At 45.2% G+C, this 19,205-nt stretch carries 19 protein-coding genes; 6 read left to right on the forward strand and 13 right to left on the reverse strand.

Annotation, left to right across the window (positions count from 1 at the left end):
- Window positions 1-502: 502 nt before the first annotated feature.
- From ABFQ95_03115 to ABFQ95_03130, 4 genes are all read right to left on the reverse strand, one after another.
- Window positions 503-1,135 carry a histidine phosphatase family protein gene (locus ABFQ95_03115; protein MEN8236520.1) on the reverse strand — a complete coding sequence of 211 codons (633 nt, stop codon included), beginning with the start codon at window positions 1,133-1,135 and terminating at the stop codon, window positions 503-505.
- Window positions 1,136-1,945 (reverse strand): manno-octulosonate cytidylyltransferase, encoded by an 810-nt coding sequence (locus ABFQ95_03120; GenBank protein MEN8236521.1) that lies wholly within the window; start codon window positions 1,943-1,945, stop codon window positions 1,136-1,138. It abuts the gene before it with no gap.
- 69 nt (window positions 1,946-2,014) lie between these two features.
- Complete coding sequence (locus ABFQ95_03125; protein ID MEN8236522.1) at window positions 2,015-3,445, reverse strand: RtcB family protein; 1,431 nt, start codon at window positions 3,443-3,445, stop codon at window positions 2,015-2,017.
- Between the two features lie 16 nt (window positions 3,446-3,461).
- Window positions 3,462-3,884, reverse strand: a complete 423-nt coding sequence (locus ABFQ95_03130) for an archease (GenBank protein ID MEN8236523.1) — start codon at window positions 3,882-3,884, stop codon at window positions 3,462-3,464.
- A 144-nt stretch (window positions 3,885-4,028) separates the two neighbouring features.
- On the opposite strand from ABFQ95_03130, the gene ABFQ95_03135 reads away from it, so the two are divergent.
- Window positions 4,029-4,817 carry a ceramidase domain-containing protein gene (locus ABFQ95_03135; GenBank protein MEN8236524.1) on the forward strand — a complete coding sequence of 263 codons (789 nt, stop codon included), beginning with the start codon at window positions 4,029-4,031 and terminating at the stop codon, window positions 4,815-4,817.
- Here the strand turns inward: ABFQ95_03135 and ABFQ95_03140 are convergent.
- On the reverse strand, window positions 4,792-5,331 hold the full coding sequence (locus tag ABFQ95_03140; protein ID MEN8236525.1) for a DUF924 family protein: 540 nt from the start codon (window positions 5,329-5,331) through the stop codon (window positions 4,792-4,794). The two genes, ABFQ95_03135 and ABFQ95_03140, sit on opposite strands and share 26 nt — an antisense overlap.
- Window positions 5,332-5,599: 268 nt before the next feature.
- Here ABFQ95_03140 and ABFQ95_03145 point away from each other — a divergent pair, with 268 nt between their 5' ends.
- The 4 genes from ABFQ95_03145 to ABFQ95_03160 all read left to right on the forward strand — a co-directional run bounded on the left by ABFQ95_03145 (window position 5,600) and on the right by ABFQ95_03160 (window position 10,756).
- Entirely contained in the window at window positions 5,600-8,062 is a 2,463-nt protein-coding gene (locus ABFQ95_03145; protein ID MEN8236526.1) for a penicillin-binding protein 1A, read from the forward strand.
- A protein-coding gene (prfB, locus tag ABFQ95_03150; protein ID MEN8236527.1) for a peptide chain release factor 2 occupies window positions 8,062-9,157 on the forward strand; the annotation gives its coding sequence in 2 pieces (ribosomal slippage) (window positions 8,062-8,130 and window positions 8,132-9,157; 1,095 coding nt in all). Before ABFQ95_03145 ends, prfB begins: the two co-directional genes overlap by 1 nt.
- Window positions 9,158-9,316: 159 nt before the next feature.
- Entirely contained in the window at window positions 9,317-9,790 is a 474-nt protein-coding gene (greA, locus tag ABFQ95_03155; protein ID MEN8236528.1) for a transcription elongation factor GreA, read from the forward strand.
- A 3-nt stretch (window positions 9,791-9,793) separates the two neighbouring features.
- Complete coding sequence (locus ABFQ95_03160; GenBank protein MEN8236529.1) at window positions 9,794-10,756, forward strand: mitochondrial fission ELM1 family protein; 963 nt, start codon at window positions 9,794-9,796, stop codon at window positions 10,754-10,756.
- A gap of 433 nt (window positions 10,757-11,189) precedes the next feature.
- Here the strand turns inward: ABFQ95_03160 and ABFQ95_03165 are convergent, their stop codons facing one another.
- From ABFQ95_03165 to hisS, 5 genes are all read right to left on the reverse strand, one after another.
- Window positions 11,190-11,384, reverse strand: a complete 195-nt coding sequence (locus ABFQ95_03165; protein MEN8236530.1) for a hypothetical protein — start codon at window positions 11,382-11,384, stop codon at window positions 11,190-11,192.
- A 537-nt stretch (window positions 11,385-11,921) separates the two neighbouring features.
- Window positions 11,922-12,245, reverse strand: a complete 324-nt coding sequence (locus tag ABFQ95_03170; GenBank protein MEN8236531.1) for a DUF4167 domain-containing protein — start codon at window positions 12,243-12,245, stop codon at window positions 11,922-11,924.
- A 3-nt stretch (window positions 12,246-12,248) separates the two neighbouring features.
- Entirely contained in the window at window positions 12,249-13,130 is an 882-nt protein-coding gene (gene prmC / locus ABFQ95_03175) for a peptide chain release factor N(5)-glutamine methyltransferase (protein ID MEN8236532.1), read from the reverse strand.
- The gene (gene prfA, locus ABFQ95_03180) at window positions 13,127-14,206 is read right to left on the reverse strand and encodes a peptide chain release factor 1 (GenBank protein ID MEN8236533.1); all 1,080 of its coding nucleotides are present in this window, start codon (window positions 14,204-14,206) and stop codon (window positions 13,127-13,129) included. Before prfA ends, prmC begins: the two co-directional genes overlap by 4 nt.
- 8 nt (window positions 14,207-14,214) lie before the next feature.
- A complete protein-coding gene (hisS, locus tag ABFQ95_03185) occupies window positions 14,215-15,447 on the reverse strand; it encodes a histidine--tRNA ligase (GenBank protein ID MEN8236534.1) in 1,233 nt (410 codons plus the stop codon).
- A gap of 239 nt (window positions 15,448-15,686) precedes the next feature.
- Here hisS and ABFQ95_03190 point away from each other — a divergent pair, with 239 nt between their 5' ends.
- Window positions 15,687-16,115: a hypothetical protein gene (locus tag ABFQ95_03190; GenBank protein MEN8236535.1), complete on the forward strand. Its 429-nt coding sequence runs from the start codon at window positions 15,687-15,689 to the stop codon at window positions 16,113-16,115.
- A gap of 247 nt (window positions 16,116-16,362) precedes the next feature.
- Here ABFQ95_03190 and ABFQ95_03195 read toward each other — a convergent pair whose 3' ends face one another.
- From ABFQ95_03195 to ABFQ95_03205, 3 genes are all read right to left on the reverse strand, one after another.
- The gene (locus tag ABFQ95_03195; protein MEN8236536.1) at window positions 16,363-16,896 is read right to left on the reverse strand and encodes a helix-turn-helix domain-containing protein; all 534 of its coding nucleotides are present in this window, start codon (window positions 16,894-16,896) and stop codon (window positions 16,363-16,365) included.
- An 88-nt stretch (window positions 16,897-16,984) separates the two neighbouring features.
- A complete protein-coding gene (locus ABFQ95_03200; protein MEN8236537.1) occupies window positions 16,985-17,185 on the reverse strand; it encodes a helix-turn-helix transcriptional regulator in 201 nt (66 codons plus the stop codon).
- Entirely contained in the window at window positions 17,134-18,345 is a 1,212-nt protein-coding gene (locus tag ABFQ95_03205) for a HipA domain-containing protein (GenBank protein ID MEN8236538.1), read from the reverse strand. Before ABFQ95_03205 ends, ABFQ95_03200 begins: the two co-directional genes overlap by 52 nt.
- Window positions 18,346-19,205: the final 860 nt, after the last annotated feature.

A 19,205-nucleotide genomic window follows, 5' to 3' on the forward strand; every position in this document is an offset into this window, starting at 1 on the left:
TATTACGGTACTGAAGGCTAGATCGGATGGTCTTGGTTTCAATGCAACTGCCAGGACATTTGACATCGCGAGAAATACTCTTAGAAATTGGGAAAAAAATTTGCCCAAGTTAAACAAGAATTATACCTATACTCTCTGCTCAATAATTTTATCAAATAAGAAATAGAAGGAGACGAGTTATACACGAAAGTATATTCTAATAAACCAGCTCATGAAAGTGAAGGATGGACGGTAGTTATGATAGAGCGCTCTTCTCGTTTCATATGGGAAATGAAGTGCGGCAAGAAAGACGAAGAATTATTTCAATGCACTTTGGGGAAGCTTATAGAAGTTATCGAAAAAACAGAATATGTAATAATAGATTTATTATTTGTCAAGTATGGAACGGTGGAGTTCCACCCATTAAGATGGAATGGGTGCAGCCCCAACAACATAAGGAATGCTAGCGAAACAACTTCCAATTTTATGCTTGGTTCAAACAATATGATTCAGCACGGTTATATCAAGATTTTGGCCGTACGTTCCACATTTCAACATTCCATTGGTCATCAACATGAACAAAGCTCCCCAACGCACCTGTTGCTAGCTTTAGTTTATGCCTTGCCTTGAGTGCCGCGAAATCCGCGCACAAGTGCGGAGCAAACCGAGCAATGCCATTACTGGTCACTACCAATACGGTTTGATCATAATGATCTTGTAACAGGTTGCCCGCGAAAGTTTTCCAGTTTTGAATGATCCGCTTCGGCTCAATTTGCCATCCTGGCGGAACCTTGGCCTCTTGCTCCCATTCCTGTAGCGCTTCTATACCAATTCGTGCAACCACTTCTTCTTCTGGCTGGCCATCGTCTACGCCGTAATCAACTTCGTTAAACATTGGGTCCTGAACAATGGGTACTTTAAAACCCAAATTGTTGAGGGCAATATTTGCTGTTTCAAAAGTGCGACAAAGTTCGCTGGTGTAAACCTTATGAATATCCTCTCCCGCATCCTGGAAAAACTGCCCTAAAGCTTCGGCCTGTTTGCGTCCAGAACGTGATAAAGGTAAATCTGTGCGTAACCCAACCCGTAAAACGGTATCGCTAGGGTCAAACGTATTTCCATGGCGAGCAATAAGCAATCTCGTTACTGGTAACATCTATGTGCCCACAAGTATTTCGCGTTGCTGTAATACCCGTTCAACATATTCAATGTCTTCTTGGGTATCGACTCCTCGCCACAATGGCAGGACTTTCGCATCAAACTTGACAACCTTGATGGGATGGCCGTGTTCTAAAAACCGCAATTGCTCAAGGCCTTCTAATTGCTCGTAAATACCTTTGGAAAGACTGGCAAATAACTTAAGACTTTCGATTTTATACCCATAAAGCCCCAGGTGTCGGTATACAGGTGATAACTCCTCTGCCCTTTGTAACTGCTCTTCCGCTCGCATTGCCGGCAAGATCTGCTTTGAAAACCAAATTGCTTCATCGTTCTGATTAACAATCGCCAAGGTGCCACTAAAAGGTTGGGTTTCCTTAGCTGCTCGCAAGGCATCCAAATCACACCAAGGCAACTGCACAACCGGAGTTACAACAGAATACTGATTCTCTGTCAAAGCGGTGAGTAAACCGTGCAGCAAAAACTCTGGGGTCAGGGGGGCATCCCCTTGCAGATTAATCACATTTTCTGGAGCCGGCATTCCTTCAATTGCGCATAAAATACGATCCGTTCCGGTAGAACATTCTCGCGGAGTCAGCACAGCTTTCACTCCCAAATCGTTGGCATGAGTGCAGATACGTTCATCATCGGTGGCTACTAAAACCTGCGTGTGCCTTACTTGATTTGCAACCTGGTTAGCCACTTCACACACCCGCTGCAACATCGTCTTTCCAGCAATCATCGCCAACGGCTTTCCAGGAAACCTGGTTGAGCCGTAGCGGGCAGGTATGACAATTAAAGATTTCATATCTACATTTCTGTTTAAGCTTGAAGCTAACCTATAACACAGATCACAAGTGTTTTCTATTGAAACAACTCACCCTTTCACACACACAATTGGCTTCAGCTTAGCAACACACTTTGACAATCCTGCTTTTTCCGCCGCTTGTACAACCTCAACGACGTTTTTATAAGCCCCTGGTGCTTCTTCTGCTACACCGCGATATGAGGGACTGCGAATGTAAATACCACGATCTGCCAATTCATCAATCAGAGTACGACCGCGCCAGTGTTTCAGAGCCTGGTGCCGGCTCATGGCACGCCCAGCTCCATGGCATGCTGAACTAAAAGAGCACTCTTCAGATTCTTTGACTCCCACAAGAATATAGGAAGAGGTACCCATGGTTCCCCCAATGAGAACCGGCTGGCCCACAGGACGTAAATGTTTCGGCAAATCCGAGTGTCCTGGTCCAAATGCGCGAGTTGCACCTTTTCGGTGCACGTAAATCGGACACGCTTTTCTAGCAACCTGATGTTCTTCAACTTTACAAGTGTTATGCGAAACATCATAAAGCACGTTTAACTCAATATCAGAAAAGAATTTTGCAAATGCTCCCCGAGCCAAGTGCGTCAAGATTTGCCGGTTGGCCAGAGCACAATTGATACCACCTCGCATTGCGCCTAAATATTTCTGACCCAGGTCTGATTTTATAGGGGCACAGGCCAATTCTCTATCCGGCAGGTCAATGCCAAAATCACTGGCAGTGACCACCATCTCTCTAAGAAACTCAGTTCCAATTTGATGCCCCAAACCGCGCGAGCCACAATGCAGGGTGACTACGATTTGCCCCAGACTTAACCCAAAAGCCGCAGCCGTAAATTCATCCACAATAGACGCAACTTCTTGGACTTCAAAATAGTGATTACCGGACCCCAAGGTCCCCATTTCACGTCGTTGCCGGTTTTTGGCTTTTTGCGAAATGGCCTTTGGGTCTGCTCCCTGCATCTTCCCTTGCTCTTCAATGCGCTCTAAATCTGCCTCTACGCCATACCCTCTGGAAACGGCCCATTGAGCACCACCTGCCAGCATGGCATCGAGTTCACTGTCGCTTAAATTAATTCTGCCTCGACTCCCCACTCCTGCAGGAATAGATTGGTACAAAAGATCGGCCAACTCTTTTTTGACAGGCTCAATATCGGCCCGCGTCAGTGGCGTCAAAAGACAGCGCACACCGCAGGAGATATCGAAGCCAACCCCTCCAGCTGAAACCACCCCCCCGGCATTGGCATCAAAGGCGGCCACACCACCTATGGGAAAACCGTAACCCCAGTGGGCGTCAGGCATGGCATAACTAGCATTTACAATTCCTGGCAACTGGGCCACGTTGGTGACTTGCTCATAGACTTTCTCGTCCATATCCAATATTAAGGGCAAACTGGCAAAGATTCTTCCCGGAACCCGCATTTTACCAAAGGGCTCTATTTCCCATTCGTACTCGGAAATTTGTTTTAATTTTTTCAGATCCATCCCTGTAGCCCTCTCCTTATACATCGACCACACACTGGACTAACCAGTGATGCTTTTTTTTTGCTATTTTAAGTTGGGTAAACGTTGCTCCCTTGATCTCCACTGCCGGCTGATGCCGAGCAATATCTACAGGCTCCCCCCAAATCTGAGCTGACAATGTGTCATCTCGAATGTCAACTTCGAATTTGGAAAACAGCATGTTCCTGGTTGAGGTTTCGTATACGAGACTATTGACCCAATCGTAGAAAAGAAGATCTAACGAGGGTGCTTGGCATTTGATTGCAACGCTTTCGTCAGAATTGACAATCTCGAGATCGGTCATTATAGCTGTAAAAGCCAGCCCCGCTTGTTCGAAGGCCTTGGCAGGTGTTGTGCCGATCCCTCGAATCCCCATATCAGCATCGTGGCGAAAATGTTCCCAGTGTGCATTCTGCTTCATAATGAGTGAATGATACAGCAAAAGAACTTAATGGACATTGAATATTCACCCGACTGTAATTATTCAGTTTGTAGGCATGGTTCAAATTAATCTAGCGCGGGTCTGACAATGCCTATACAATAACGAAAGAAGAAAAGGAGTCAGATGACCAACAAAACAACCCGAATCATTGCAGTATGGGGTGGTTTTCTCATTTTGTGTGTTGCTGTTTTCATAGTGGTTCCGGCAATACCCCAAGATTTGTCATATCATAATTTTGCAAACTCTGGGGCTTTATGGGGAGTACCTAACTTTGCTGATGTTGTTTCAAATATTCCTTTCGTGTTTGTAGGGATAATGGGATTGTGGACTGTTGCTAAATTACCCTACGCGATGCTGTCTCACGAACACTGGTTTTGGCTGATCTTTTTCGTTGGTGTTTTGCTGGTGGGATTTGGTTCAGGTTATTACCACTGGACCCCCAACAACAGTACTTTAGTGTGGGATCGTCTGCCGATGACTATTGGCTTTATGTCCCTTTTTGCGTTTGTTATTTTTGATCGGATGGGAAGGTGGCACGGTTTGGTGTTGTTACCCATTCTTTTGGTCTTAGGATCATCGAGCGTATTTTATTGGGATTATACCGAAAGCTTAGGTGCTGGCGACTTAAGACCTTATGCTATTGTTCAGTTTGGTCCATTCCTGTTCATCATAAGTTTGTTTTTATTGTTTTCCAGTCATTATACTGGAGGCAAGTATTTTGTGCGCGTTTTCCTATGGTATGCCTTGGCCAAAGTTTTCGAACATTTTGATCATGGTATTTACCAAATATCACATGGAATGGTAAGCGGGCATACGCTGAAGCATTTGGCGTCAGCCATGGCTTGTTATGAGGTGATTCAGTATTTACGGATGAGGCGTTTGCTTCCTAAAACGAAGAGTTCGGTTGTTTGAGAAATTCTAGTTCTTCTGGTGTTGATGTTCGCCTCAAAATTTTATTTCGATGCGGGAAGCGGCCGAATCTTGCAATGATGTCTCGATGCAAAATAGCGTAATGGTAAGCGTTTGCCTCACCTGTTGCCTCAAAAAGCTGAACGCTTTTTTCTTGCAGGGCAATGTCCTCGCTGTGCATAAAAGGCATGTAAAGGAAATGGCGCTGTTCAGGAGACAGTTGTTGGTCAAACTGATTTTCTAGTGCCTTTTGCGCAATTGCAAGCGCTCTGGTATCTGTCTGAAAGGCTTTCATGCTATTGCGGTAGAGGTTGCGTGGGAACTGATCCAAGACAACGACTAAACTCAATGCGCCTTCAGGTGTGTCCTGCCAATGATCCAGAGCGTTTATGGTAGCTTGGTTGTAAGCATTTTCAAACTGTTTGCGAATTTTTTCATCGAAATCCGCATTTTTTACAAACCATAGTTCTTTGTGTTTGGGGTCAAACCAAAAATCGAGGATTTGCCGTGGGTCAATGTTATTTGTCATAGTTATACCAGTGCTGAATCAAAATGTTGAATTTTATGGTAACGAAAAGCGCGCAGTTTACTTGAGGTAAATGAGCACTTTGAGTGCACCAGAAAATCCACAGTTTGATTTGGCTTCAGCATATGACATTCTGCCACATGAATTTTCCACACGCCAGGGTAAAAAATTGCGCAAATTTCCAAAAAGATATCCAAACAAGCAGAAAAATCGTATAGTGTTGCACACAGATGTCAACGTTCAATCTTTATTACTTTAGATGAAAAAACTCGTTCGGTTTTGTGCCTATAGTCTCTCGCTGTTGCTATTTTGCCTGATTATTGGTGGAGCTGGTGTTGTCTATGTGTTCTATCAATATGGTCGAGGGCTTCCAGATTACCAACAGCTAGCCACGTACGAGCCGCCCGTTATGACCCGTTTGTATGCAGGTGATGGTCGGTTGTTTGCTGAGTATGCCTATGAAAAGCGTGTGTTCATTCCCTTTGAAGCGATTCCAAAACGGATTGTGCAGACCTTTCTGGTGGCAGAGGATAAGAATTTTTATCACCATTTTGGTTTGGACTTTGGCGGTATTTTGCGGGCTGCCATCATGAATATCAAACGAGCCCAAGACAACCTTCGGCCCATGGGTGCTTCCACCATCACGCAGCAGGTGGCTAAAAATTTCCTTCTCAATAGTATTGCCCGTGAAACCTCCTTAACGCGCAAAATTAAGGAAGCAATCCTAGCATTTCGTATCGAGTTGACTTATTCCAAAGACCATATCCTTGAGCTTTATCTCAATGAAATTTATTTGGGTCGAGGCTCCTATGGAATTGCCTCTGCTGCGCTCAATTATTTTAATAAATCCTTGGATGAATTGACTATTGCTGAAGCGGCTTTTCTTGCAGGACTTCCCAAGGCACCCAGCCGTTACAACCCCTTGCGTTATCCCAAGCTTGCCAAAATCCGAAGGGATTGGGTCATTGGCCGAATGGAAGATGAAGGTCTTATCACCGGCAAAGAGGCTCAAGAGGCGATCAGTCAGCCCATTGTGTTGAAAAAACGGGGGCAGGCGCAAGTTGTGCGTGCTGATTATTTTGCCGAAGAAGTTCGACGAGATTTGTTTAAACGTTACGGTGCTCACGCGCTTTATGAAGATGGATTGACAGTTCGAACGACTTTGGATCCGCGGTTGCAAAACCTGGCAGAAAAGGCTTTGCGTGAAGGTTTAGAAACGTATGATAAGCGTCACGGCTGGCGTGGACCAGTGACGCATTTGCCATTTGGCAAATCTATTCCAGACTCTTGGATCGATCAGTTAAATACTGTGCCGCTGCCAATTGGGGTTGGGCATTGGACTTTGGCGGTTGTGTTGAAACTTGATGCCCAAGCTGCTCGCATTGGATTTGCTGGTGGATCCAAGGGAAAAATCCCATTGGCTGAGCTGAAATGGGCCCGGAAATATATTGATGCAGAGAATTTAGGACCGATGGTGCAAAAACCTCGTGATGTTTTGAAAGTTGGTGATGTGGTACTGGTGGATGAGCTAGAGGAGTCAGAGACCTACCGTCTCTGTCAACTGCCCAAGGTATCCGGTGCCATTGTAGTGATGGATCCGCATACAGGGCGAGTGCTGGGGATGTCTGGTGGTTATAGTTTTGCACTCAGTCAGTACAATCGAGCCACGCAAGCTTACCGTCAACCGGGTTCTGCCTTTAAGACTTTTGCATATCTAGCGGCTTTCGAGAAAGGATTTGGACCGTCGACAAAGGTAGTGGATGCTCCTTTTGCCATTAACTTGGGTTATGGATTGGGAGTTTGGAAACCAACCAATTACGAAGATAAATTCTTTGGTCCGACAACCCTGCGGGTGGGTCTGGAAAAATCGCGCAACCTTGCAACGATTCGTCTTATTCACGAATTGGTTGGCATCGTCAAAGTCATTGAAGTAGCCAAACGTCTGAGCGTCGTGGATGAGATGCCCAAGCAACTGGCAACAGTACTTGGGACAGAAGGAACAACACCGCTTCGCATGGCAGCAGCCTATTCAATGATTGCCAATGGCGGCAAGTGGGTAACTCCTACATTGATTGAACGTCTGCAAGACCGGAAAGGAAAAACGATCTGGAGTCACCAGACTCGTGAACTTCAGGGGGCGTCTCTTTACTCATGGATGTATCAAGAAGTTCCACCACTTGTTGATGTTCGCAAAGACGTTATTGACCCGGCAATTGCCTACCAGATTGTTTCTATATTGCAAGGAGCCATTACTCACGGAACGGGCCGAACAGTGCGGCGTATCATGGACCGAGATGTTCCACTTGCAGGAAAGACCGGTAGCACGAACGACCATTTCGACTCGTGGTTCGTTGGTTTCTCACCAGATTTATTGGTTTGTGTTTATGTAGGCTTTGATGGACCGCGTACTTTAGGAATTAAGGAAGGAGGGGCAAAGGTTGCCTCGCCAATATTCGCCCACTTTATGAAGGAAGCTCTGAAAGATATGCCAGCAGTACCTTTCCGGGTGCCGCCTGGAGTGCGGTTAGTCAAGGTGGATCGAATCAGCGGCAAGAAAACCAAGGGTGAGGGGCCCAATGTGATTATTGAAGCGTTTCGGGATAACCAAATTCCGGAAGGCTCAGTGGCGAATGCCACACAGGAAAGCGGGACTCTTCCTGACGGTGTGCGGGAATCGGTTACGGTGATCACCCCAGTTACTGGCACAGGAGGAATTTACTAATGCGTGCAGAGCATGAAACTCTTATCACATCTATCGAGCAAGCCCTTGAGCTTGTGAGGAGGCGTCTTTGACGTTGCTGGCTCAAGCAAGCATTTAGAGACGCTAAATCAACAGGCAGAAGATCCTAAAATCTGGGATGATGCCAAACGAGCGCAACAATTAATGCGTGAACGTGATCAAGTAACTCGTTCATTGACGCAGTTTCAAGGTCTTGAAGATGAGCTCAAAGACTGTATGGCAATGCTTGAGCTCGCTGAAGAAGAGTCAGATACTAGTTTCATTGAGGAAGCTGAGGCAGGCTTGAACAATCTACAGCAAAAGGTTGAGCGATTGCGGTTGGAAAGTTTACTGTCTGGTGAAGCTGATGATAACAATTGTTATATTGAGATCCATGCAGGGGCAGGGGGCACTGAAGCGCAAGACTGGGCCCTAATGTTGCAACGAATGTATGCGCGCTGGGCCGAAGCACACCAGTACAAGATTGAGTGGATCGAAGAAAGCCCCGGGGAAGAAGCTGGGATCAAATCATGTACTTTTCGGGTGAATGGCATACAGGCCTATGGTTGGCTTAAAACTGAAAGCGGTGTGCATCGACTGGTTCGAATTTCGCCGTTTGACTCTTCCAATCGTCGTCACACCAGCTTTGCCTCCGTTGGAGTCTATCCGGTTATCGAAGAGGACCTAGAAGTTGAAATTGAAGATAAGGATTTGCGAATCGACACTTATCGAGCCTCTGGCGCTGGAGGACAACATGTAAATCGTACTGACAGCGCGGTGCGTATTACCCACGAACCAACAGGTATTGTGGTGCAATGCCAAAACGATCGCTCCCAGCACCGCAATCGCGCCCAAGCCATGTCCATGCTAAAGGCCCGGCTTTATGAACTAGAATTACGCAAGCGCGAAGAAGCGGCCCAAGCTCAACACGAAGCAAAAACTGAGATTGGTTGGGGCCATCAGATTCGCTCTTATGTGTTGCATCCGTATCAGATGGTCAAAGACTTGCGCACTGGTGTGGAAAAAGGCAACGCCCAAGGCGTGTTGGATGGGGATTTAGATGCTTATTTGGAGGCGGCGCTGGCCCAAGGGGTTTAGAGTCTTAGGGTGTCCAAAAGCGCAATCTGTGCCCGGGGCGAGTATAGCACATTTTTACTGAACATCCCTGAAAGTACACAGATGTTTTCTTGCATTCGCAGCTGTGTATGATAGAATCACAGCTCAATTTTTTATTTTATGTGAAAAGGAAAAAGTATGATCCAGAAAATACCCATCACAGCAGCTGGTTTTACCCGCCTTGAAAAAGAGCTCAGTCATTTGAAAAAGGTTGAACGACCAGATATAATTCAGGCGATTTCAGAGGCACGAGCTCATGGTGACTTGTCAGAAAATGCTGAATACCACACTGCAAGAGAGCGCCAAGGTTTCATCGAAGGGCGTATTGCCGAGCTGGAAGGCAAAATTGGACGCTTTGATGTCATAAATATAAGCAAACTTAAAGGGCCAAAGATCAAATTTGGAGCAACAGTTACCCTTGCAGATGTTGGAAATGATAAGGAAATTAAGTACCGGATCGTAGGAGCGGATGAGTCAGACATTGCAAATGGTTTGGTGTCGATATCAGCGCCCATTGCTCGTGCGCTCATCGGTAAAGAAGAAGGTGATGTCGTTGATGTGCAAACACCGAAGGGGATGCGTTCCTATGAGGTGTTGTCGGTTGAGTTTAAGTAATCTGTGGATGCATTTTCGAAGTCCTGCTGGGTAGTTTATGACAAAGGCAAGGTGGGAAGCGCACACCAATGCTTGGGCCTAGCAGAGGCTTTAGGGTTTACCCCGAAGACCTTTGACATCTCTCCGCGTCTTCCTTGGAAATTCTTGAGTCCTGGCATGTGGTTGTCTCCTCTGCGCGGCGCAATGGACCAGAGTAAGAATTTCTTATCGCCTCCATGGCCGGATGTCATTATTGCCTCCGGTCGTTCGACAGTTGCCCCTACGCAAGCGATTCGCCGACTGACAAAAGGAGCAACGAAGGTTGTTCAGCTCCAGAATCCGACTATTCCTCCTGAAAATTTTGACTTGGTCATAGCCCCAGCTCATGACTGCATTCAAGGGCCTAATGTTTTGGTTACTCAAGGGGCTTTGCATTTGGTAAACCGCACGAAGCTTCAACATGCAGCGGAACATTTTAAACACCAGGTGCAGCACCTCAAAGCGCCTTTCTTGACAATTTTGCTGGGGGGTAACAGCCGTCGGTATCGACTGGATCCTGAAGTATCGCGAAAAATGGCAGCACAATTACGAGATGTTGCCCAAAAACAGAGCGTAAGCTTGCTTGTTATTCCTTCCCGGCGTACGGGCGCAGAAAATATTGCTGTATTTCAACAAGAATTACAGAATTGTCCAGCTGTTGTGTGGAATGAGGCAGGAGAAAATCCTTACATGGGCTTTTTAGCTCTTGCCGATTACATCATGGTGACCTCTGATTCGGTCTCGATGACCTCTGAGGCGTGTTATACTGGCAAACCGGTTTACACATACCATTTACCGGGAGGAGCGGCCATATCGGATCGTTTTCACAGCCTTTTTGTATACAAAGGCTATACGCGGCCATTTAAAGGACGTTTGGAAGCATGGGAGTATCCACCCCTAGATGAATTCTCAAAAGTCGTTGAGGCAGTTAAACAGAGGCTATACTGAAGCTGAATCAAACTGTTGAGTTTTCTGATTAATAGACTTACGGTAACCTGAGTTTTGGATAAGAGGTCTTTCTGCCTACGGTTCGTCATTCCAATCAAGTCTTAATAAGCCTTGAGTTCCAAAATCAACGTTCAGGATCACGATCCGTAGGTAGCCCATTTTCACTTAACAGCCCTGGATTACTGCATACTGAGTTACTGCATGAGGGGATGCAATCTTCCGTGCTTTCTAGACACGACAATCCAAACCTCTTTGCTTTTGTCATGAGCGCTGCAAAAATACTCAAGCTGTCCTTCAACCCATACAACAGAACCTGCAAATAAGGACGCTAGGAAAAATAACCTTTACAATTTAACTAAAATACTTTATAGACAGCGTTACGCAGCAAGATCAAGCAACAGAACGCGAAACACGATTATAAATGTTATTTTTCCTAGCGTCCTAAGTACGTGTGGGCATACTCGATAATCAATGGGTCCTCAATAACCACGTGATGCGGTCTGGAAAGGCTTTTGTCTGAGTCGGTTACAAGCTCAAAACTCATGATGCGAATGTGGTTAGGCGTGAAATAAACACGTGGATCGTCTGCTATTTTGCCAATTAGGTTAACTCTATTCAATAAAAGCATGGTTCTTTCTCCTTCTCCTTCTCCTTAGGGCTTTATTATCATAAACGCTCTTTATAAACGCCCCGGGGAGCAATTGTTCCCCGGGACTGGCCGTAACGAAAAGCACCACGCACCCCAATGCCATAGCTACATAAATACTCAAGTCCTGGGAGGCCACCGTCTGCGCCGCAGACTTTTGCCACAAGAATACGCGAAATAAGCAAACTTGTGGCACACAGCAGCGCTTTTGGTGGTAAATAGGGACGAGATATAGTATGTTGGCGTCAGCCATTGGTTGATCTCCTAGTGGTTAGATCGATCATGGTTAGTGGCGCTATGGGTGTGTCATCACCCGTTGCGTCACGACTTAAGAGAAAGGTTAGCGCAAATTTCTTGATGAAGCAACAGTAAATTTAATTTAATTTCTATGTAATTCGTTGGGGAATGTTATGCACGATATGCATGAGTTCCCAGTTAAACATGACAATTTCAAGCATATAGAACTCCTGAGAGAACGTATATCAATGCGCTACAACAACGGTCGCAGTGTGTAACCCTTCAAGCCGTCGGCACTGGATTCATCACCCGGTAATAATGATCTGCGTGCTGGTTGTAAGTTTCAGCAGCAATATAATCACCCGCGGCTGTTGCATCCTTGGCTAGATTTAAATACTTATTGTACTGATCGGAGGCTTGGTTGCGGCGCTGATTGGAGCGTCCTGAACCTCCACCTCCTTTTCCCTGATTGTTCCCACCTCTGCGATTATTGGGAAAGCGTCCTGGTCCGTTGCCTGGGGCGCGTGTTTTACTCTGTGGCCTTATAGTCCTAGGTTGTACTGGTACTGGAGGAATGGGCATGAGTTTTTCTCCTGAATTTGTCATAGTTTATGTCTCCTGATTATTCTTGTTTACTTTTGCTAGCAAACACCGGGGAATCCCGGCTAAATCTGTTGTGCTTTGTATCATCGTTAATCCTGTCTGTATCATAATATTCTCTACCTCTTGTTTTTGACCTTTACCAATTTCAAATGCCACAAGTCCTTCTGGAGCCAGAAGAGCTCTGACATAAGACATGATCTCGCGATAACACGCCAAACCATCTCTTCCCCCTTGCAAGGCCAGCAGGGGATCATAATCCTTAACCGCCTTGGAAAGCTGCCCGATTTCATCTGCTGCAATATAAGGTGGGTTGCTCACAATCACATCAAAAGGGCCTTCAAGATCTTGGCCCCAATTGCCTTGTACAAACTGCACCCGTGCATCCATCTGTAACCGCTTGGCATTGGACATCGCCACCTTTAGAGCGCGCGGACAACAATCAACTCCAACACCTTGGGCTTGTTTGAGCTCCTTAAGGAGGGCTAATAACAAACACCCAGTTCCAGTCCCTAAATCCAAAATCTGCAATGGCGCAGCACGATCTTTAACAAAAGACAAAACCGTTTCAACCAAAGTTTCACTATCTGGACGTGGATCCAGTGTATCTTGTGTCACATAAAACGGCAAACCCCAAAATTCACGCTCACCAATAATCTTTGAGACGGGTTCGTGTTGAGAGCGGCGATCAACCACAGCTGCAAAATTATCTTTCTGTTCTGGGCTTAAGGCGTATTCAGGATGAGCTAACACAAACTCATCACCACATTTCAGTACATGTTTTAATAACAAGCGTGCATCTAAAGCTCCACTTTCTATGTGAACAGCATCCAATTGTTCCCGGGCCCATTTGAGGCGTGTATCTAGAGACTCAGTATGTATTGCTCTCATTCGCTGATATCTGCCAATTGACTGGATTGATCTTCAGCAATCAGAGCGTCAACAAGTTCGTCGACAGCATTGCCTTCCAAGACCTGATCCAGTTTGTATAAAGTTAAATTAATGCGGTGGTCCGTCACGCGGCCTTGAGGGAAATTATAGGTGCGAATCCGCTCAGAACGATCGCCACTGCCAACTTGCGTCTTGCGAGCAGCTGCCCGCTCAGCCTGCTTTTGTGCCCGTTCATGCTCAAATAATCGGGCTCTTAAAATCTTCATCGCCTTGGCTTTGTTTTTGTGCTGCGATTTTTCATCTTGCTGTTGCACAACAACACCTGTGGGAATGTGGGTAATACGAACCGCGCTATCAGTTGTGTTCACACTTTGCCCGCCTGGCCCACTCGAACGATAGACATCAATGCGCAGATCTTTTTCCTCAATCTGCACATCCACTTCTTCAGCTTCCGGCAGTACCGCAACGGTCGCTGCTGAGGTATGAATGCGCCCACTGGTCTCAGTGGTCGGGATTCGCTGGACACGATGCACTCCGGATTCAAACTTGAGCCGCGCAAATACACCTTGGCCCGAGACTGTAGCCACAGCCTCTTTGATACCACCTATCCCAGTTTCGCTCATGTTCATGATTTCAAAACGCCATTTGTGTTTTTCTGCATATCTTTGGTACATGCGCAATAAGTCAGCAGCAAAAAGGGCTGCCTCATCACCGCCTGTTCCAGCACGAACTTCAACAATCGCGTTACGTTCGTCCGCTGCATCTTTAGGGAGCAATAAAACTTTAACTTGATGCTCTAATTTCGGTAGCAATTGGCGCAAAGCTCTTTGTTCTTCTTCGGCCATTTGTTTAAGATCAGAATCACCTTCACAATCAGCAAGCAATTCTTCAAGCTCACTCAGTTCTTTTTGCGTCTGCCGCAAAGCGTGAATCGCCTCAACAATAGGTTTGAGGTCTGAATATTCCTTAGAAATCTTACCGTACTCTTGGGCATTAAACCCTTGCGAGCTAGCCAGTTCTTGGCCCAGCCTTTCATGGCGCTCGACAACTTGATCAAGTTTTTGTTGTAAACTCAAAGCTTTCCCTACTGTTGCTGTAAATACTCGACAATTTTGTCGTCTGCTACTTGCCTCTGCTCACCAGAGTCAAGATCTCGCACTAAAATCTTGCCCGCCTCCAACTCTTCTGCTCCAAGAAGCAGCGCACAACGAGCCCGTTGCTTATTTGCTCGCGATAGGCGCTTTTTCAGTGCCCCTGCATAACCCAATTCCACTTTGATCCCGTGGTGGCGAAGCCGCTGAGTTAGCTCTAAGGCCTTCGCCTCAGCAACGTTTCCAATGGGGATCACTGCAATGGGACGCAATGCCTGAAATTCGCCCTTGGCTAACAAAGCCAAACGCTCAATGCCAGCGGCCCACCCAATTCCTGGAATTTCCGGGCCACCCATCACCTCAACCAGTCGATTATAACGCCCGCCAGCTAAAACGGTTGATTGAGCTCCGAGACCATCGGATACAAACTCAAAGGTTGTATGTGAATAGTAATCGAGGCCTCGCACGATCCTGTTATTAATGTGATACTTCACATCCAAAAAGTCAAGCTGTTTTAATACCTGAGCAAAAAAGTCTTCTGAAGCTGCATTCAAATGATCCCGGTAAATCGGGGCTTGTTCAACAATTTTGATATCCCGCAAGTCCTTAGAATCCAAAACCCGAAGTGGATTTTTCTGCAAACGCCGCTGGCTATCCTGAGACAACTGACCTTCAAAATCACGCAAATAAGCGGTAAACGCTTTAAGATACGCCAACCGGCTTTCAAGATCACCCAGCGTATTGATCTCTAACGTAATATTACCCTCTAAGTCCAAGGCATCCAGAATCTGTTGAGCCATGGCAATGACTTCAGCATCTGCCAGCGGCAGATCCACCCCAAGAAGTTCAACACCAATTTGGTGAAATTGCCGGTAACGTCCCTTTTGTGGGCGCTCATAGCGAAACATGGGACCAGCGTAGAAAAACTTGAGCGGCAATTGCTGGGTCAATCCATTGGAAAGAATAGCGCGCACAACACTGGCTGTTCCTTCTGGACGCAAGGTTAACAACTTGCCACCCCGATCTTCAAATGTATAGGTTTCCTTGGTGACAATGTCAGATGTCTCGCCGATGGATTGAAAGACAGGAGCATATTCAAAAATAGGAGTATCAAGGGTCTCATAACCATAACATTCAACGATTTGCCTAGCAGTCTCAACCACATGCGCGTGACGACGCCGTTGGCTGGGCAATAAATCGGTTGTTCCGCGAACCGGCTGCAGCACTTGTGTCTCCTTCTATATTACCAGGATGAAATTCAATGTGTTTCTTGCAATATACACGTGCTGAATCAAAATGTTGAGTTTTATAACGAAGGGAAATAAATTTTCATGAGGTGGCCCTGGCATTTTATGTGATTTTATTTGACGTAGGTACACATTATAGATTACAATAAGGGGGTGTACTAAAGGGAAATGAAGATTTCCCACGGGTATATTGATAAATAAAACCAAGGGAGGTATCAATGAAAAATTTAGCTGCAATCTCATGTCTTTTAACTTCGTCACTTGTTGTTTCAAATACTGCATCGGGGAGTGATTGTCCTGACATTGTGGGAGACAAAGAGGTAGAATTTTATCAAGCTATAAAGGAAAGTAAAGCTCTTTCCGATGATTTCAAGCATAAAGTATTTGTTTTCGACAATAAAAAATGGTTTATCTCCAGAGAATATGCTGATCCTAAACCTATAAATAATCCGAAATCGATTATTACTTCAGGCTCAAAGAAGGTGGTGCAAGATGGAATAGACTTTATTAAGTCTGAAATAGTAGAGAATCCAAAAAGATTGAGATGCTACTACCGATTACATTGGATTCGTACTTACATGCGAGAATTGGGGCGACTTGCTCACACCGATTTTCATATAAGTTATGTATACCCACCCAACGATTAAGTTTTACGATTTGGGGTTATTTTTTATGAAGTATACCCGCGAGAAATGAAAACCGCTATACCTGTGGGAAATGAGGATTTCCAGTTTAATGATAGCTGCCAGCTCGCAGTGTACTTGGGTAAATTCGCACTTTGAGCGTATCAAGGAACAGAGGCTTTCATTTCCCCTCAGTATAGCACATTGCTCAGACCTTCGCTAAACGCTGCCGATACGCTTTTGGATTTTGGATTGGGTTTTGATTGATTTCCTACAAATCCTTGCTGGGATTAGTGTAGGGTGCATTTTGTGCGTTGGTCAACTCCTCAAGTTGCCGCAAACGTAATGTATCAGCTTGGGCATCCTGCAAGCTATTGTCTTGCCTGGGTGTCCAGCACAACCACCCCAACGCCGCAACCACAAAACAGACAGCTGCAATCAACAATACCCATTTTTTGGGCATACCCTCATCTAGCACAGGAGAAGAAATAATAAATGCTTCGGAACTGATTTGAGGGGAGAATTCTCTCAGATATAGATTAACAAGATCCTTGGCATTGAGCTCTAAAAACTCAGCATACGCCCTCAAGAATCCCAAAATATAGACACGCTCAACTATTCCCTCCAATGTGCTTTCCTCAAGATAACCCAGATACTCTTGGCTAATCCGTAAACGCTCGGCAACTTCTTGTAGCGATTTCTTCTGTTCCAACCTGGTTTGCTTGAGGATTTTTCCTACAGAGTGAAATTTCTCATCGGCTGATACGTAACTATCATGTCGCTTAAGGGCAGGAGCTGACGTCATGCTTTGTGCCTCATGCTTTATTTTTGAAAACCTTGAGCCAAGTTAGCAAAATGTGTAGGGGATGTGCAAGTACCCAACAATAATACATTCACGCCAACCCTAAACCTTGCAAAATTTTCAAAGCGCTTGTCAGTGTCAGATTGGTTTTGCCTTGCTCGAAGCTATTCAGGGTTGGTTTGCTCACACCAACCAAAACCGCCAACTGCTCTTGAGTCAGTTTTTGTTGTCTGCGGCGTTTTATGGCTTCTTCGACAAGTCCTGACCAATTAAGGCGAAGGTTCCGTTCCATCGTTTCTCCATCATAGTAACCAATTTTTTCTTTAAGAGGGGGCTGCCAATTGGCGCCTTTAAAATTGCGTGTTTGGCATCTTCGAGATTGCGCTGTAATTTCTCGACAGCCATTAGGGTGGCGGTTTTTTGCAAATAAAATTCCTCTGCTAGTTTAATAATATTTTTGGGTTTTAGCTGCCCCAACAGTAAATCCTTGCTGCCACCAATAGCTAATGCAACGGTTTTGTACTGGTAAATTGCCGATGAAATTTCATCATAGGCAGGTGTTAACCTAAACCCTGAGTCATGGTGAAACATTGCAAAATTCTTTAAGTGCATATCAGTATTACCCAGCAAAAATCCTGCCAGAATGCGCTGAAAAAGTCGATAGATTTCTATAGGAATACACCCTTTTGTCTTGAGGATAAAATTTGCCATATCTTTGTGAGCGCCATCATATTTAGCATGTGATGGCAGATCCAGAAGTTGGGTGAATTCCTCGAAATGGAGGCGCCCAACATTGGCTGTCCGATCAAAACGCTTGATAATGAGGGCTGGCTTAGAAATTCCCTCAACCTTACCGATATCCATCTCAACAACTTCATCATCTGGCAATAAAGCTTTGAAAGCCAAAGTTGTCAAATACTCATTTGCCACTAAGTTATCATGATGTTGGGAGGGTAGTTTACCAATATGCGTACTGATTTTTCCCGAAGTTGTAGGATATAATTTGCCGTCAGACTCGATGAGGGCCAGCTTTGGCTGGATACCTGACAAAGAGGACCTACTGGCCAAAAGAGCAACCTCCACCGGATCTTCCATATTTAACAGTTGTTGACTCAATTTTCGCGGCTCAGGATCAATGACAGAAACTGCGCCAGCACAGTCTTCTCCAAAGGCCAATAGTAACTCAAAGCGCGATGCCATCCGCCTGCCAAGCAGTCGGGTCTGAGCGGTTTCCAACCAACCTTCCGCAACCAAATTATCAAAAAACGATGGCAAGCCCACCTGACTGATGAATGTTTCTCTTTGTAGAGGAAGGCTATAGGCAATAGCAGGCTGATCTGACCCGAGATAACTGTCGTCGTAAGTAAACGAACTCCGATTTCCTGGTTCCTCACGCAGAACTCCCGCGAAGTGGTTCTTATAGTAGACGTTACCCCAAAGCAGGTTGGCCACAGTAAATCCTTTTTTACAATTTTCCCTATATGCATATTATAGTAAAACATGGTTTACTTTCAAGAGTTTGATTCAGCGTAACTAACCTGAGTTTTGGATAAGAGGTCTTTCTGCCTACAGGTCGTCATCCCAAACGTTGCTTTTAGAATCTAAGCCTTGAAAAGGATTAGATTCTAAAAGCTTACGATTTGGGATCCCATTATTTTTCTTCAAAGTCTTTATAAAATAATTGGATCCTGTCCCGGATCAAGTCCGGGATGACGCTCAATAGATCGCAAAGATTTTCCAATTCGCGCGACTTACAGTGTTTTAAATAATTTATTCTTAAGCCTTTTTGTTTTTCTTTTTGCTACTTGTCTGTTGCAAACTAGTGGGGGCTCATCGCCGCCCCCACGAATTTGCAGCAAAAACGGGGCTCAGTATAGTTTCTCTCCTGACCTCTCATCTTTATAAGCAAAAGTGCTTTCCTGTGCAAATGTTATCTTAATATTTAAATATATCTTTTAGATATTTTTCGAATATCGGAAGTATACTAAAGATGGGTCACTCGTAATTCCTTGAAAAACAAGGTGTTAGAGCCTACCGTGGTTTTGACCATTGCTGTTTTTTTACTTAACTGAAGGTAGTTAGCATCGAATTTTCTGATTAGGAAAAAATCTCCTTACCCACTCAAAACGCAAAAGAGCCATATTATATATACTCATGCTGAATGAAAGTGTTTAAAATTTTATCCAATTGTGGTAGTTAAATACCCATGCAAGATTTTTTGACCCCATCTGAACGTGACGACTTAATAGCGCAGCACCGTCAAGAGAAGAATCGGCGTGTAGCAGACCGCATTAAGGCAGTTCTTTTGTCAG

It is taken from the genome of Pseudomonadota bacterium (genome assembly GCA_039714795.1).
In the GTDB taxonomy this organism is placed as follows: Bacteria; Pseudomonadota; Alphaproteobacteria; order JAGOMX01; family JAGOMX01; genus JBDLIP01.

What these genes read in the sequence shown, in the direction of transcription:
- ABFQ95_03165 (MEN8236530.1), bottom strand. Translation starts at nt 11,384, where the DNA reads ATGCTTTTATTGAATAGAGTTAACCTAATTGGCAAAATAGCAGACGAT.
- ABFQ95_03145 (MEN8236526.1), top strand. Translation starts at nt 5,600, where the DNA reads ATGAAAAAACTCGTTCGGTTTTGTGCCTATAGTCTCTCGCTGTTGCTA.
- ABFQ95_03125 (MEN8236522.1), bottom strand. Translation starts at nt 3,445, where the DNA reads ATGGATCTGAAAAAATTAAAACAAATTTCCGAGTACGAATGGGAAATA.
- ABFQ95_03130 (MEN8236523.1), bottom strand. Translation starts at nt 3,884, where the DNA reads ATGAAGCAGAATGCACACTGGGAACATTTTCGCCACGATGCTGATATG.
- ABFQ95_03200 (MEN8236537.1), bottom strand. Translation starts at nt 17,185, where the DNA reads ATGGAACGGAACCTTCGCCTTAATTGGTCAGGACTTGTCGAAGAAGCC.
- ABFQ95_03135 (MEN8236524.1), top strand. Translation starts at nt 4,029, where the DNA reads ATGACCAACAAAACAACCCGAATCATTGCAGTATGGGGTGGTTTTCTC.
- ABFQ95_03170 (MEN8236531.1), bottom strand. Translation starts at nt 12,245, where the DNA reads ATGACAAATTCAGGAGAAAAACTCATGCCCATTCCTCCAGTACCAGTA.
- ABFQ95_03195 (MEN8236536.1), bottom strand. Translation starts at nt 16,896, where the DNA reads ATGACGTCAGCTCCTGCCCTTAAGCGACATGATAGTTACGTATCAGCC.
- ABFQ95_03115 (MEN8236520.1), bottom strand. Translation starts at nt 1,135, where the DNA reads ATGTTACCAGTAACGAGATTGCTTATTGCTCGCCATGGAAATACGTTT.
- ABFQ95_03190 (MEN8236535.1), top strand. Translation starts at nt 15,687, where the DNA reads ATGAAAAATTTAGCTGCAATCTCATGTCTTTTAACTTCGTCACTTGTT.
- ABFQ95_03120 (MEN8236521.1), bottom strand. Translation starts at nt 1,945, where the DNA reads ATGAAATCTTTAATTGTCATACCTGCCCGCTACGGCTCAACCAGGTTT.
- prmC (MEN8236532.1), bottom strand. Translation starts at nt 13,130, where the DNA reads ATGAGAGCAATACATACTGAGTCTCTAGATACACGCCTCAAATGGGCC.